General features: G+C 61.4%; 14 protein-coding genes and 2 pseudogenes. 10 read left to right on the top strand and 6 right to left on the bottom strand.

The window, feature by feature from the left end:
- Positions 1–67 precede the first annotated feature (67 nt).
- Both J3485_RS25210 and J3485_RS25205 read right to left on the bottom strand, forming a co-directional pair.
- Positions 68–391, bottom strand: a pseudogene (locus J3485_RS25210) (FAD-dependent oxidoreductase); the annotation flags it as partial.
- Between the two features lie 42 nt (positions 392–433).
- Entirely contained in the window at positions 434–970 is a 537-nt protein-coding gene (locus tag J3485_RS25205) for a carboxymuconolactone decarboxylase family protein (RefSeq protein ID WP_206957041.1), read from the bottom strand.
- 66 nt (positions 971–1,036) lie between these two features.
- Here J3485_RS25205 and J3485_RS25200 point away from each other — a divergent pair, with 66 nt between their 5' ends.
- On the top strand, positions 1,037–2,074 hold the full coding sequence (locus J3485_RS25200) for a cupin domain-containing protein (RefSeq protein ID WP_206958372.1): 1,038 nt from the start codon (positions 1,037–1,039) through the stop codon (positions 2,072–2,074).
- Between the two features lie 536 nt (positions 2,075–2,610).
- Here the strand turns inward: J3485_RS25200 and J3485_RS25195 are convergent.
- On the bottom strand, positions 2,611–3,777 hold the full coding sequence (locus J3485_RS25195) for an IS91 family transposase (protein ID WP_206955966.1): 1,167 nt from the start codon (positions 3,775–3,777) through the stop codon (positions 2,611–2,613).
- Positions 3,778–3,798: 21 nt separating this feature from the next.
- Complete coding sequence (locus J3485_RS25190; protein ID WP_206955967.1) at positions 3,799–4,674, bottom strand: tyrosine-type recombinase/integrase; 876 nt, start codon at positions 4,672–4,674, stop codon at positions 3,799–3,801.
- A 339-nt stretch (positions 4,675–5,013) separates the two neighbouring features.
- On the opposite strand from J3485_RS25190, the gene J3485_RS25185 reads away from it, so the two are divergent.
- The 5 genes from J3485_RS25185 to J3485_RS25165 all read left to right on the top strand — a co-directional run bounded on the left by J3485_RS25185 (position 5,014) and on the right by J3485_RS25165 (position 9,842).
- Complete coding sequence (locus J3485_RS25185) at positions 5,014–5,292, top strand: type II toxin-antitoxin system RelE/ParE family toxin (RefSeq protein ID WP_206957040.1); 279 nt, start codon at positions 5,014–5,016, stop codon at positions 5,290–5,292.
- A gap of 10 nt (positions 5,293–5,302) precedes the next feature.
- Positions 5,303–5,590 carry a HigA family addiction module antitoxin gene (locus tag J3485_RS25180; RefSeq protein ID WP_206956137.1) on the top strand — a complete coding sequence of 96 codons (288 nt, stop codon included), beginning with the start codon at positions 5,303–5,305 and terminating at the stop codon, positions 5,588–5,590.
- A gap of 671 nt (positions 5,591–6,261) precedes the next feature.
- On the top strand, positions 6,262–7,215 hold the full coding sequence (locus tag J3485_RS25175) for a PD-(D/E)XK nuclease family protein (protein ID WP_206957039.1): 954 nt from the start codon (positions 6,262–6,264) through the stop codon (positions 7,213–7,215).
- Positions 7,216–7,778: 563 nt separating this feature from the next.
- Positions 7,779–8,654, top strand: coding sequence for a tyrosine-type recombinase/integrase (locus J3485_RS25170; RefSeq protein WP_206955967.1), 876 nt, complete (start codon positions 7,779–7,781; stop codon positions 8,652–8,654).
- A 21-nt stretch (positions 8,655–8,675) separates the two neighbouring features.
- Entirely contained in the window at positions 8,676–9,842 is a 1,167-nt protein-coding gene (locus J3485_RS25165; protein WP_206955966.1) for an IS91 family transposase, read from the top strand.
- Between the two features lie 458 nt (positions 9,843–10,300).
- On the opposite strand, the gene J3485_RS25160 is transcribed toward J3485_RS25165, so the two are convergent.
- Entirely contained in the window at positions 10,301–10,957 is a 657-nt protein-coding gene (locus J3485_RS25160) for a hypothetical protein (protein WP_206957038.1), read from the bottom strand.
- Between the two features lie 17 nt (positions 10,958–10,974).
- Positions 10,975–11,454 (bottom strand): hypothetical protein, encoded by a 480-nt coding sequence (locus J3485_RS25155; RefSeq protein WP_206957037.1) that lies wholly within the window; start codon positions 11,452–11,454, stop codon positions 10,975–10,977.
- Positions 11,455–11,774: 320 nt separating this feature from the next.
- Here J3485_RS25155 and J3485_RS25150 point away from each other — a divergent pair, with 320 nt between their 5' ends.
- The 4 genes and pseudogenes from J3485_RS25150 to J3485_RS25135 all read left to right on the top strand — a co-directional run bounded on the left by J3485_RS25150 (position 11,775) and on the right by J3485_RS25135 (position 14,636).
- Positions 11,775–12,041 (top strand): antitoxin, encoded by a 267-nt coding sequence (locus J3485_RS25150; RefSeq protein WP_206958370.1) that lies wholly within the window; start codon positions 11,775–11,777, stop codon positions 12,039–12,041.
- 432 nt (positions 12,042–12,473) lie between these two features.
- Positions 12,474–13,082, top strand: a complete 609-nt coding sequence (locus tag J3485_RS25145) for a TetR/AcrR family transcriptional regulator (RefSeq protein WP_206957036.1) — start codon at positions 12,474–12,476, stop codon at positions 13,080–13,082.
- A 155-nt stretch (positions 13,083–13,237) separates the two neighbouring features.
- Positions 13,238–13,585: pseudogene (locus J3485_RS25140) on the top strand (Rossmann-fold NAD(P)-binding domain-containing protein); the annotation flags it as partial.
- 49 nt (positions 13,586–13,634) lie between these two features.
- Positions 13,635–14,636: an NADP-dependent oxidoreductase gene (locus tag J3485_RS25135; protein ID WP_206958368.1), complete on the top strand. Its 1,002-nt coding sequence runs from the start codon at positions 13,635–13,637 to the stop codon at positions 14,634–14,636.
- The last annotated feature ends 247 nt before the right edge of the window (positions 14,637–14,883 follow it).

Raw genomic sequence — 14,883 nt, 5'->3', positions numbered from 1 at the left:
TGCAAAAATCCGGGCGGCCGATGCGCTCTCGGGGACTCGGCCGTCCGCGATCGTCGCTGATCGACCCCCGGTCCGCTTCTGGCAACGCGTAGACGCCATCCACGACGAAGCGGTCGCGCTCGCTGCGCACGCGCTCCATTATCGCCTTGCCGTCTACCCGCACGCCCTCGACACGCACGCCAAACGGGCCCGCATGGCTCGCGGCATGCGCGGCTTCCGCCGCCGCGATCAGCAGCTTCGACGGCGTGCACCCCACTCGCGCGTACGTCGTGCCGTATTCACCGCCTTCGATGATCACGGCCGTGCGGCCTTCGGCTTTCGCGCTGCGGTAGGCCGAAAGCCCGGCCGTACCTGCGCCGATGACGGCGACGTCTGTACGAATGGTGCGCATGGGAATCTCCCCTGTCGATGGCTGGGTGTTGCGAGCTGCGGGTTACTCGACTGCCGGGAAGTCGAGCGTCGTGTCGTTCACGCGATTGACGAGATTCGTGAACGTAATCGACGCGATGGCGAGGTTAATTTCGATGAGCTGGCGTTCGGTATAACCGGCTGCGCGCACCGCATCGACGGCCGTCGCGGGCACCGTGCCGCGCGTACCGACCAGCGTGCGCACGTAGGTCACGAGCGCGTCGCGCTTCGCGTCGCCGGTTGCAACGCCGGCACGCACCTGCTTCATGCCGTCGCTCGACAGGCCGGCGAGCTTGCCCATCAGCGTGTGCGCGGCGACACAATAGTCACAGCCCACGTGTTCGCTGACGGCCAGCTTGATGACTTCGATGTCCGCCTTGCCGAGCGTGCTGGCACCAACCGCTGCGTCGAACGCGAGCGCCGCGCTGAGCGCTTCCGGGCTGTGCGTGCCGACGGTCGCGTACGCATTGGGTACCTTGCCGACGGCCTTCTTGATCTTCGCGAACACTTCGGCGGCCGCGCCGGTTGCGTCTTCGGGACGAATGGTGGTGAAACGGGACATGATTGGCTCCTTCCTTCGGGGTTGATCGGGTTAGCCATGTCGTATGGCATGGGAGTCAGTGTAGGGATGCGCAGTGAGTTCTTTAATGCCATACTTCCGCAACTTCATGCTCAAACGTCTCAAATGGAACTTCTGGACCGACTGCTCTCGCTGATGCCGGTCACCGGACGGCTGGACGTCCGGTGCCACTTCGGCTCGCCGTGGCGGATCGAGCATCCCGAGTCGAACGAGTGGGAATTCCCCTATCACGTGCTGTTGCGCGGCGAGGCTGTCATCGAAGCTGTCACCGGAGGGAAAAGCGAACCGGCGCTTCGCATGAAAGCCGGCGATATCGTGCTGTTTCCCTCCGGCAGCGCTCATACGTTGCACGACGGCAGCGGCAATCCACCCCGTGCGGTGCGCGAGCAGCACAAAGACGGATTGACGATTGCCACCAACGGCAGCACACGTCAGGGCGCCGACGTGCTGTGCGGGCGCTTCGTGCTTCCGGCCGTGCCGCAGCAGCTGATGCGCGACCATCTGCCGGGACGTTTGCTGGTGAGCAGCGTGAGCGCGAGCGACGGACAGACGCGCGACGCTGCGTTTGCAGCAAGCCGGCTTGCGCGAGTCATCGAGTTGATGCGCGAGGAGGCGTTCGAGCAGCGCCCGGGCAGCGAGACAGTCGTGAATCAGCTTTCGGGCGCCCTGTTTGCGCTGACCCTGCGCTGTGCCTCGGATTTCGACGAAGCGCCACGCGGCTTGCTCGCGCTTGCGCAGCGTCAGCGCCTGCAACCGGCTCTCGCGGCCATGTTCGACGAACCCGGCAAGCCCTGGACGCTTCCGAAGCTGGCTGAGCTCAGCCACATGTCGCGTGCCACGTTCGCACGCCATTTCGACGAAGCGATCGGCCGCTCAGCAAGCGAGGTGCTCACGGAAATTCGCATGGCGCTCGCTGGACGCAAGCTGGCGCAAACACGGTTGTCTGTCGCCGAGATTGGCGAAGCGGTGGGATACCAATCGGAAGCCGCGTTTCAGCGCGTTTTCAAACGGCAGGTGGGCATGACGCCGGCGCAGTGGCGCATCCGTTCAAAGCGCTGGGAAACGGAAGAGGCGGGAGAATCTTAGGCATCCTCTGCGTTCCCCTAGCCCCAAGCACTTCCCTCACCGGCAGAAGGCGCTGACGTCACTCCCGCCGACATGGGTCCCAGCCCGCACAGTTTTTGACAATGAGGTGAGATTTGGTATGGTGCTGCGCTTGTACCGCTGCCCACGCCACGACTGCTTCCAAAGCTACGCGATCGGCCGAGTTCGTTAAGGTTTATTCGATGCCAGCCATCGGGCGCATGAATGTGCATACCTCTGCACATGTCGGCAGGCGTCGAATAAGCCCGATGGAGGAAACCGCGGAGTGCCCCGATGCGGTTGGAGATTTCGCGGCTATGGCGATTGATAGGCGGGGATGCTCAATCGTGCCGGGTGCAACTGGACGGAGTTGGATGCTGGCTGGGCGCTGACAGGGTAGCGAAGCGGTGCCGTCGTGTAATCGCGATGACGAGGCGGCCGTGCGAGGAGCGTGGCGACGTGACACGCGCAAACGTCCGCTCGTGGGCCGCGTTGCCGCAAAGCCGACGGTCGGTTCGGATATCGGGGAACCGTGGAGTTCATGTGTGCGGCCGGTGCGTTGGGGGTGCGCGGATTGGGGCGCTGCGCGCGAATACGTCGATGACGATCATCGGCGCGCCGCAGTGGCGGCAGACGAAGACGGGCCGGGTAGCGATGGTGGTGTCCGGTGACGGGGCGATGCCGGGTGCGACGTGCAGCAGCTCGCGCACTTTGGCGAGACTGGCGCGTCGGACCGGGTTGGCGAGCAGCCCGTAGTGACGGATGCGATGGAAACCACCGGGCAGCACATGGAGCAGGAAGCGGCGCATGAATTCGCTAGCCTCTAGCGTCATGGTTTTGTAGCGGGTGCGCCCCTTCGCGCGATAGTCCTTCCAACGGAACGTCACGCCGCGCTCGTCGAAGGCGAGCAGACGCTGGTTGGAGATGGCGACGCGGTGCGTGTAGCGTGAGAGGTACTCGAGCACCGCCTTCGGTCCGGCGAACGGGCGCTTTGCGTAGACCACCCATTCGCAGGTACGCAGCGGTGCCAGCCACCGGGCAAAGGTGGCGGGGTCCGCGAGCCCGGTGTACTCGCCGAAGAACTGTAGCTGGCCATTGCGGTGGGCCACTTCGAGCGCTTCGAGGAAGCGTCGGCGGAACAGGCGTGAGAGCACGCGCACCGGCAGGAAGAAGCCGGGCCGGCAGGCGATCCAGCGCTCACCATCGGGCGACAGCCCGCCACCGGGCACGATGCCGTGCACATGCGGGTGATGCGTGAGGGCCGAGCCCCAGGTATGCAGTACGAGCGTGGCCGCGATCTGGGCGCCGAGGTGTTTGGGATCGGCGGCGATCGTGCGCAGCGTCTCAAAGGCGATGTCGAGCAGCAGGCCGTAGATGATCCGCTTGTTGTACCAGGCGATGGCGCTGACGGGCGCGGGCAGCGTGAAGACGACGTGGAAATATTCGACGGGCAGCAGATCGGCCTGGCGTGCCTCCAGCCAGCGGTGTGCTGCGCTGGCCTGGCACTTCGGGCAATGCCGGTTGCGGCACGAGTTGAAGGACACCTCTGTCCTTGCGCAGCCTGAACAGCGCAGCACATGCCCGCCCAGTGCCGCCGTGCGGCACCGTTCGATGGCCGACATGACCTTCAGCTGCCCCAGGCTCAACTGTGTGGTGGCCCGCCACGCTGGCCCGTGGCTGCGGAAGATGTCCGCAACCTCCAGCATGAGGCGCTACAGCACGCGGGTCTACTCGGAGGGCAGACGGTCCAGCGGACTGGTGACCTCGCGCAGCAGGTCGGTGGCCACCTGGACGTAGAGCGCGGTGTTCTCGAGCTTCGCATGGCCGAGCAGCACCTGGATCACGCGGATGTCCACCTTCTGTTCAAGCAAGTGTGTCGCGAAGCTATGCCGAAGCGTGTGCATGGACACGCGCTTGTCGATGTTCGCAGCCTCGGCGGCGGCATGAATGGCGCGGTTCAGTTGCCGCGTGCTCAACTGATCGAGCGGATCGAGGCCGGGAAACAGCCACCCGCCATCGAGCATCTTGCCCTGCGCACGCGCCACGCGCCACCACGCACGCAGACGCTCGAGCAGCACCGGTGAGAGCATCGCATAGCGGTCGCGGCGGCCCTTGCCCTGCTCGATACGCAGTGTCATGCGTTCGCTGTCGACGTCGGTGACCTTCAGCGCGACCACTTCGCTGGCGCGTAGCCCCGCGCCGTACGCGACCGACAGCGCGGTCTGGTGCTTGAGGTTGCCGGCCGCCTCGATGAGGCGCCGGACCTCATCGGGACTGAGCACGACGGGCAATATGCGGGGCACGCGCACGGGATGCATTCTGACCATCAGCTCGGGCCGGTCGAGCGTGACGGTGAAGAAGAACTTCAGGCCGGTGATCGCGTGGTTCAGCGACACGGCCGATGTGCCGTGGTCGACCAGATGGAGCTGGTAGCGGCGCAGGTCCTCGACGGTGGCCGTGTCCGGTGAGCGTCCGAGAAACCGCGCGAACTCACGCACGATGTGCAGATAGATGTCCTGCGTCTTGGGGGCAAGCTGGCGCATGCGCATGTCGTCGATCATGCGCTGGCGCAGCGGACTGACGTTTGACTGTGAGGAGGTCATGATGGGACTCCTGCTGAAGAACGAGGCGGATTGCCTCATTCGCCAACATAAAGCCGCGCGACCGGCCTCTCCCTGACCTTCAGCGTCGGATCGTAGCCCCTACCGCGCGAGCGGTTTAGTCCATCGACCCTGTATAGGACCTTCGACTTAGCGCGACATCAATGGCGGGTCCCGACCCAGAGGCGTCACTCCACCCCGCGACGCTTCGATGGCAGCTACCCGACTACAACGGCCACTCGGCGATAGGCCCGTCTGACGACGGGCGCTCCGAGCTTTCGGAACGGACCAATGCGACGGAAGCCATTGTAGTGTGTTGCATTACAGGCTACAATAGCGTTCATGATCAAAACCTTCCGACATAAAGGGCTCGAACGGTTTTTCATGAAAGGCAGCAAAGCTGGAATCCAACCGCATCACGCGACGCGCCTTCGTATCCAGCTAACGGCTCTGAATTCAGCCACAAAGCCGGACGACATGAACGCTCCGGGCTGGAAATTGCATTCGCTCGAAGACGAGCTGAAAGGGCATTGGTCGATTTGGGTCAACGGAAACTGGCGGCTGACCTTCACGTTCGAAGGTACGGACGCAATCCTGGTCGATTACCAGGACTATCATTAAGGTGATTGTTATGACGATGATGCACAATCCTGCGCACCCAGGCGAAGTGCTGCGGGAGTGGATCCCTGAGGACATGACCGTGGGGCAGGCGGCGCAGGCGTTGCAGATCAACCGCGTTACGCTGTCCAACGTGCTGAACGGCAAGTCGGGCGTGACGGCCAGTTTCGCGCTTAGGCTTGCCGCGTGGCTCGGCACGTCGCCCGAAATGTGGGTCGGCATGCAGGCGCAATGGGATTTGTGGCAGGCGCTGCAGCAGCCTACCCCGAAGATTAAACCGCTTCCTCGGCACGCGGCTTGATGCAATGATCCCGCATCTCGTCGGCATCATGCCGAATGCAGTGTTCTGCCGAGGCGTGTTCCCTCACGCAGCCATTGTTCGCACGACCGGAGGCGCGCCCGCGTAAGCGCGCCTCAGATCCCGAGGAATGCGTTATCGATCTACGGCAGATCGATTTATGTGGCAATGTCAGTGACGCCCCATTTTGGCCAGCAAAAACGAGTTCTACGCGGTGTTTTCGGAAGGACGCAGCCGACCCGACCCGGCCACTGGAGTCTGCCACACCTCAATGGCAGGTTACGAGGTGCAACGGTCGTTGACTCCAGACTGCTCTCGCACCGGGCAAGCGCCTCCATCGCTATACTTTGAGCACCCAATACGGGGGCGGGGGGCAACATGGGGCTGAACAATCGGGGGGACGCCCGACGGTATGCTTGGGTATCGTCGTCACAACGCTGCTCGTGGGCTGTGGGGATCGGTCGGTCTCCGGGATGGACGTCTCGCACAACGGCAACAGTGCATCGTTCCCCCAGATCATCGAGACGCCAGACCACCGATTCACCGGGACCCTCCGCTGAGCGATGCTGAAAAGCGACGGCAACGTCACCAATACCGGGTCCAACGTGTCCGGCTCCATCGATAACGGCACCATCGTCCTGACAGCCCTGGAAACAGCCTGACGCGAGGAAGCTATGCTTGGAATCAGATTTGTGGCGTCGATTGTCGAGCGGGACATCGATCTACTTGTTCTTGAAGAACTGTCCGTAAGCGATGAGTTCCGCGAATGGCTTTCGTGTCGCGTGTTCACAAAGCCGGTCTTTCATTCGCACATCGGATCCTGGCATTCGGTAACCGACGTGAGCCTTGGCGAGTCTGACATTGTGTATATGTTCCACTCGGCAGATAACAAGAAACTCGCATTGTTGATCGAAAACAAAATTAGCGCAGACGCGCAGCAGGAACAGGGAGCGCGCTATGAGGCGCGCGGGAAGAATGGTATCGAAAGCAAGACATGGGATGAGTTCAGGACGTGCATTCTTGCCCCAGCCAGATATCTCGAAAATTCCGAGGATGCAAAAAACTATCACTGCCTGCTCACGTACGAGGAAGTGCTCGCATACTTCTCAGCCCGGCGGTTTCGGGACGAGCGTTACGCATATAAGGCGCGCGTCTTTCTCGAGGCCATTGAACAAAATCGACGCCATCCCCAGTCACCGATAAGTGTGCCGTGGACCGCTTTCGCTGCGGACTACTTCCGGTTTGCTCAGCAAAAGTACGAGCAGTTGGGCATGCAGTCGCCCAAACCCCGGCCTGCGGGTAACACTTGGGTAATGTTTTACCCCGCAGGTTATCCGAAGAACGTTTCGCTCTGCCATCAGGTCACATCAGGCTATGCGAAACTTTTCTTCAATGGAGCCCGGGAACGAAGCGAAGAGATTCGCCAGCAATTTGCGCCTTATCTTCCCGAGCGCGTAACAATCTCCGATTCTGGCCGTTCAGTGGTACTTTCAATGCGGGTTCCGAAGCTTGATCCTCGGCGTCAAGCATTCGAGGCGGCCACAGACGATATTTCAAAGGCATTGAGCGCGTTGCAACAGCTTGACGAGTTGTTTCGTTCGCAGGCGCGGACAAGCACGCTTCCGTAACGGACTACTTGATTTGCATGGCCACCAATGTGTAGTAACGGGTTGCAAGGTCGTCGAGGTATTGGAAGCGGCCCACCCACGCCGTATCGCGGTTCAAAGAACAATACCGTTCAAAACGGCTTGTTGTTCCGCTCGGCTGGGATAGTGCGCTCGTCGCCATTAACCCCGAGCATTACACGATATGGGTTGCACAGGAAGTTTCGCAGGGCGAATATGCCAAGCTCACCGGGCGAAAACTCGATCCGAACTGGTTACGGAAAGCAAAATCGGCTTTGAAGGCCCATTGGGAATTGGTTCGCAGTTGAGACGAGATCCTCTCTCGCGTGAAGCTGGTCGATCACCTGTCGCCGCTCGTTTCGAAGCGAGCATCTGTTATCTGCTGCGTAGCCGACGTTCAAATGTCCGCGCGAAAGCGCGGGCCAACGGCTGTAGATGGCCGATGGACTAAACCGCTCGCGCGGTAGGGGCTACGATCCGACGCTGAAGGTCAGGGAGAGGCCGGTCGCGCGGCTTTATGTTGGCGAATGAGGCAATCCGCCTCGTTCTTCAGCAGGAGTCCCATCATGACCTCCTCACAGTCAAACGTCAGTCCGCTGCGCCAGCGCATGATCGACGACATGCGCATGCGCCAGCTTGCCCCCAAGACGCAGGACATCTATCTGCACATCGTGCGTGAGTTCGCGCGGTTTCTCGGACGCTCACCGGACACGGCCACCGTCGAGGACCTGCGCCGCTACCAGCTCCATCTGGTCGACCACGGCACATCGGCCGTGTCGCTGAACCACGCGATCACCGGCCTGAAGTTCTTCTTCACCGTCACGCTCGACCGGCCCGAGCTGATGGTCAGAATGCATCCCGTGCGCGTGCCCCGCATATTGCCCGTCGTGCTCAGTCCCGATGAGGTCCGGCGCCTCATCGAGGCGGCCGGCAACCTCAAGCACCAGACCGCGCTGTCGGTCGCGTACGGCGCGGGGCTACGCGCCAGCGAAGTGGTCGCGCTGAAGGTCACCGACGTCGACAGCGAACGCATGACACTGCGTATCGAGCAGGGCAAGGGCCGCCGCGACCGCTATGCGATGCTCTCACCGGTGCTGCTCGAGCGTCTGCGTGCGTGGTGGCGCGTGGCGCGTGCGCAGGGCAAGATGCTCGATGGCGGGTGGCTGTTTCCCGGCCTCGATCCGCTCGATCAGTTGAGCACGCGGCAACTGAACCGCGCCATTCATGCCGCCGCCGAGGCTGCGAACATCGACAAGCGCGTGTCCATGCACACGCTTCGGCATAGCTTCGCGACACACTTGCTTGAACAGAAGGTGGACATCCGCGTGATCCAGGTGCTGCTCGGCCATGCGAAGCTCGAGAACACCGCGCTCTACGTCCAGGTGGCCACCGACCTGCTGCGCGAGGTCACCAGTCCGCTGGACCGTCTGCCCTCCGAGTAGACCCGCGTGCTGTAGCGCCTCATGCTGGAGGTTGCGGACATCTTCCGCAGCCACGGGCCAGCGTGGCGGGCCACCACACAGTTGAGCCTGGGGCAGCTGAAGGTCATGTCGGCCATCGAACGGTGCCGCACGGCGGCACTGGGCGGGCATGTGCTGCGCTGTTCAGGCTGCGCAAGGACAGAGGTGTCCTTCAACTCGTGCCGCAACCGGCATTGCCCGAAGTGCCAGGCCAGCGCAGCACACCGCTGGCTGGAGGCACGCCAGGCCGATCTGCTGCCCGTCGAATATTTCCACGTCGTCTTCACGCTGCCCGCGCCCGTCAGCGCCATCGCCTGGTACAACAAGCGGATCATCTACGGCCTGCTGCTCGACATCGCCTTTGAGACGCTGCGCACGATCGCCGCCGATCCCAAACACCTCGGCGCCCAGATCGCGGCCACGCTCGTACTGCATACCTGGGGCTCGGCCCTCACGCATCACCCGCATGTGCACGGCATCGTGCCCGGTGGCGGGCTGTCGCCCGATGGTGAGCGCTGGATCGCCTGCCGGCCCGGCTTCTTCCTGCCGGTGCGCGTGCTCTCACGCCTGTTCCGCCGACGCTTCCTCGAAGCGCTCGAAGTGGCCCACCGCAATGGCCAGCTACAGTTCTTCGGCGAGTACACCGGGCTCGCGGACCCCGCCACCTTTGCCCGGTGGCTGGCACCGCTGCGTACCTGCGAATGGGTGGTCTACGCAAAGCGCCCGTTCGCCGGACCGAAGGCGGTGCTCGAGTACCTCTCACGCTACACGCACCGCGTCGCCATCTCCAACCAGCGTCTGCTCGCCTTCGACGAGCGCGGCGTGACGTTCCGTTGGAAGGACTATCGCGCGAAGGGGCGCACCCGCTACAAAACCATGACGCTAGAGGCTAGCGAATTCATGCGCCGCTTCCTGCTCCATGTGCTGCCCGGTGGTTTCCATCGCATCCGTCACTACGGGCTGCTCGCCAACCCGGTCCGACGCGCCAGTCTCGCCAAAGTGCGCGAGCTGCTGCACGTCGCACCCGGCATCGCCCCGTCACCGGACACCACCATCGCTACCCGGCCCGTCTTCGTCTGCCGCCACTGCGGCGCGCCGATGATCGTCATCGACGTATTCGCGCGCAGCGCCCCAATCCGCGCACCCCCAACGCACCGGCCGCACACATGAACTCCACGGTTCCCCGATATCCGAACCGACCGTCGGCTTTGCGGCAACGCGGCCCACGAGCGGACGTTTGCGCGTGTCACGTCGCCACGCTCCTCGCACGGCCGCCTCGTCATCGCGATTACACGACGGCACCGCTTCGCTACCCTGTCAGCGCCCAGCCAGCATCCAACTCCGTCCAGTTGCACCCGGCACGATTGAGCATCCCCGCCTATCAATCGCCATAGCCGCGAAATCTCCAACCGCATCGGGGCACTCCGCGGTTTCCTCCATCGGGCTTATTCGACGCCTGCCGACATGTGCAGAGGTATGCACATTCATGCGCCCGATGGCTGGCATCGAATAAACCTTAACGGCTACCGTCCCACGACCAGGCACGTCGATCGCCTCGGGTGCGGGCTTTCATGCAAAAGGCATAACCCGACCCACACCCGACAAATGCTGCGTCCAAAACAGGACGTTCAACGTCCAAGTTCAGGGGGGGCGTCGGCGATAGGCGGGGCGTCTACTGCAGCGCCAGCTTGAGGCGCGTTTTCGAGTTCGGCAAGTAACTCATCGGCGGACAGTTGCGGCGCCCCCTTTGCTCTGTCATCCCAGTCCCAATCGGCGCCCATCCGCAGATTCGCTACGGTGGCAAATTTCATAAGAAGCTCGACCTTCTGTCGCTCACTCAGGACAAGCTTTGCGTACCAGCCATTCATGAGCCGGTGGTACTTGTTGGGATCAATGCCATGATCGGGTGCACTGTGGAACAGTTGTTTCAGCGACTTTGCAAAGTAAAGGGCACGTGGTCCTTTTGCGACGTACCGCGTCTGCCAGTCGATCTTCTCGAAGAGCTGTGGGTAGTGTTGAGTGAACTCCTCCATCAGCCAGACGTACGCTTCCTTTTCGCTAGGAAAGTGCTTTGTCTTGCCAAGGAACATGACGTTTGTCGGTTTGCTGCCTCCGCGGCGCGTTCGAGGCGACCGCCAGCTTGGGAATCGCTCATCGAGAACTCGTTCGGCGAGATGCACGTGCTCAATAGCTCCTTTCTTGAGCGCGTTGTTGCGCATTTCCACAAGGTCAGCTTGCTTTTTCTGCGGGTCTTGCAGCAGTTTGAGGAAGCGCCCAATGTCCATGTTGTACGTCCTACCCGTTATTTCTTGGCATTGAATACCTCAGCGACCTTGGCCGATACGGCGTCAAAGAACGCACGGCCGACCAGATCCGGGCGTTCTTGTCTAAGTTGTTTTGCGTAGAGCAAAGCAAACTCGGTCTTCGGGCGATCACTGCCAAACCACGGATTAGCTGCCTGCCAGCTGCGAAATTCCGGTGTTTTTGAGTAATCAACCTGACCCGTCGAAGATTGCTGCTCCAATTGACGCCGCAGCAACTCGTTTTGTAATCGTTGGTTCTCGATCTGCTGCTGTTGAATTAACTGTTGCTGTTGCGCCTGCTGCTGTTGCTCGCGCTGCTGCTCGGCGATACACGCGCCTTGGGCAGCGCCAAATAGGCCACCGCACCCCCCTGTGTCTTGTACCACCCACCCGCCTGCACCATCGGGGCGGATTGTTTGCTGGGCAAAAACTGTACCCGTGAAAAGAACGATCGGCAGGAACGCTGAAATTCGTTTCATAGGAGTTACTGCTTCGGAGAATGGTTGTTGGATAGACATCCCTGATTGTCGACGATCGAAGAGCGCGCGTCGAATGTCTCCAGCTGGCCGAAGGACTGCTGCCGAACGCAGCCCCTCTGGCGTCCAGGGTTCGGACGCCCTGGATGCCGTTGGTGCTGCAGGCTTTTCTCCCCGTGCCATCGTTCATTCTGCTCACACCGTTGCGGCCGCTCGCATTTGCGCCGGCATCGCGGCGATCAAGTCCATCGCCAGAAACCGATCCTGACGGCCTGCATCTTGGCATATACATTTTGCATATACAAAGGAGGTGCATCGTGTCGATTCCAACGCCATCCACCCGGCCCAAAGGGGCCAAGCTGTTCCGCAACAATCGGAGTCAGGCGGTGCGCATCCCTGTCGAGTTCGAGTTGCCGGGCGATCGCGTTCTGATCCATCGAGAGGGCGACAAACTCATCATCGAGCCGGTGAAGACGCCCGCGAATGTCATCGAATTGCTGGCCGCCGGGAGACAGGAGCCGCCGCTCGAACTTGATGATTGGTTTCCGGATATTGAAGATCCGCCTGTTCGACCGGAGGACGTATTTTGAGCGGCTATCTGCCGGACACGGACATCATCAGCGTCGAGAATTGGCTTGAACGATAGCCGACGTTTTCCGTAAGCATCGTTACCCGACGAATGTATCGGGATGGTTCGCCAGACAGCGTTTTTTGAACTTCGCGATGCGCCCGATATTTCCTCAGTTCGAGGCCTATCAGCCGTTCGATGCCGGGTAGCCTACACGTCCGCTTCCAAGATAAGGCGGTCACGCCAGCGTAAGTCCAACGAGGAGCCGCAGTGCCCGTCCTCGCTGACGTTAGCCAGGAAGCGCGCGATGGCCATACCTGACAAGTCCACCGAAATGAAACATCGGGCACGCACTCAATGTCTTGAAGAAAGGTGCGCACGCTGACGCTGCCCGGGTAAACGCCTTGACCTCCGTCGAGATGACTTCGGGCAGCAAATTGTATCGAAGTGATATATGATGCTCATCATGCAGAAATCATCATTCAATCGGAAAGCCGCCAGCCGCAAGGAAATCACGCACGAGCGCATCGTCGAGGTCGCTGCGCGCGCGATTCGCCGCAGCGGCTACGATGGGACGGGAGTGGCCGACATCATGAAGGAGGCCGGTCTGACGCACGGCGGTTTCTACGCGCACTTTCCGTCGCGCGAGGTGCTGCTTGCCGAAGCGGCTGACCGTGCCGGTGCGCAGGCCGTCGCCCTGTCGGAGCAGATCGCCGCCTCCGTGCCGTCGGATCAGGCATTGCCGTCGATGGTGCGCGCTTATCTATCGAAGGAGCACCGTGAAGCCATCGAGACCGGCTGCCCAGTCTCCGCGCTTGGCTCGGAGATGCCACGCCAGGCGCCGGTCGTGCGGCGCGCGGCTACCCGCCGCATCAAAGAGATGATCGATGTCGTTGCGCGTCAATTGCCCGATTGGGGGCAACCGGGCGCACATGAGCAGGCACTGATGATAGTTGCGACCATGGTCGGCACATTGATGCTGGCGCGAGCCGTCGACGACCCCAAGTTGTCGGACAGTTTTCTTGAAGCGGCATTGAAAAAAATCGCACCCATCGACGAGTAAATTCGCGCACCCAGCGTGCGTTTTTTGATGGATTAAAAATATGATGATCATCATATTTAAGGCTGAATGAATTCTCGAACAAAGACCTGAAGACCATTTCTCACTCCCCGAAGGACATCATGAAAACCGGAATAGCGCTTGTTACAGGTGCCTCTTCGGAGTCGCTCGATCACGAGTTGCGCACGATGGGAATCCGCGTATCGCTCATTGAGCCTGCCTACATCAAGACGCCCTTCGACGCGAACTTCATGGCACCCGACGCCCCGCTTGACGCGTACCACGAGGTGCGCGCGGCTGTGGATAAGCGAGTCAAAGAAGTGGTCGAGAACGCTGACGATCCTCACGTTGTGGCCGAAACCGTATTGCAGGCTGCGCTCGCGGGTCGTCCGAGGCTCCGCTATGCAGCGGGCGGTCTCGCCGGACGTCTGCAATGGCTGCGCAGATTTGCGCCTGCGGGCCTGGTGGGTGCCGGCATTCGCAAGGATCTGCGGCTCGCTACATAGCCGCTGTTACCTCACGCAACGAGAAACCGACAAGGAACAAAGAACCATGATGAAGGCATTCGTCGTCGATCGATATGGACGCAAGAATGGCGTGCGAGCCGGCGATATGCCGGTCCCTGAACTGCACGAGGACGACGTATTGATCCAGATTCACGCCGCCGGCGTGAATCCTCTCGATTCAAAGATCAGGGACGGAGAGTTCAAACTGATTCTGCCCTATCGTTTGCCGCTGATTTTGGGCAACGATCTGGCCGGGGTCGTTGTCCGCGCCGGATCGCGTGTGCGGCGATTCAAGGCGGGCGACGAAGTCTATGCGCGACCGCCCAAAGATCGTATCGGTACGTTCGCGGAATTCATCGCGATCAGTGAAGATGCCGTGGCCCTCAAGCCCGAAACGCTCAGCATGGAAGAAGCGGCGTCAATCCCGCTGGTGGGTTTGACCGCCTGGCAGGCACTGATCGAGCGAGGGCAACTGAAGCAAGGGCAGAAGGTACTCATACACGCCGGCTCGGGCGGCGTTGGCACCTTTGCCATTCAACTGGCGAAGCATCTGGGCGCGACCGTCGCAACGACCGCGAGCGCCGCGAATGCCGGATTGATGAAGCAACTCGGTGCCGACATCGTCATCGATTACAGGAAAGACGACTTTGCCGCTGTATTGAAAGACTGCGACGTGGTGCTGGATACGCAGGGCGGAGATACGCTCGAAAGATCACTGCAAGTGCTCAAGCCGGGTGGCAAGCTCATTGGGATCGCCGGTCCGCCCGATCCTGATTTTGCTGAGCAGATGGGTGCCTCCTGGTTCCTGAAAACAGCGATGCGGTTTCTAAGCTATCGCATCCGAACGGCAGCGAGACGTCGTGACGTCGGCTATTCATTCCTCTTCATGCGTGCCGATGGAGGCCAGCTAGCCCAGATCGCCAAGCTCGTCGACGCCGCTGCGATAAGGCCTGTGATTGATCGGATTTTTCCGTTCGAATCCACGCAGGAGGCTTTGGCTTACGTCGAGGCGGGACGTACGAAGGGTAAGGTCGTCATCAAGATCCGGTAGTAGACGGGATCGCTGCTTGCTTCCGCGCGGAGGCAACGGCGCTTGCTCGACGTCAAGTGAAGTTCTTGCAACGTCGAACGTCACCGGCTCGTCCTGTCGCTATATCGCTTCGAACGCACGCGACGGGGAGCGCGTATCATCGCGTCATCGAGACGCCGGCCGGGTCGAGGCCGGGTCGAACCGCTACACGGCGCCTGCGCTCATCTGGTGCACGCATGCGCGCAGCCCCGCCGTCAATGGTCGCAGG

This window comes from Trinickia acidisoli (assembly GCF_017315725.1).
GTDB classification, from domain to species: Bacteria; Pseudomonadota; Gammaproteobacteria; order Burkholderiales; family Burkholderiaceae; genus Trinickia; species Trinickia acidisoli.
The sequence above is the reverse complement of the archived record's forward strand: the minus strand, read 5'-3'. Positions and strand labels throughout refer to the sequence as shown.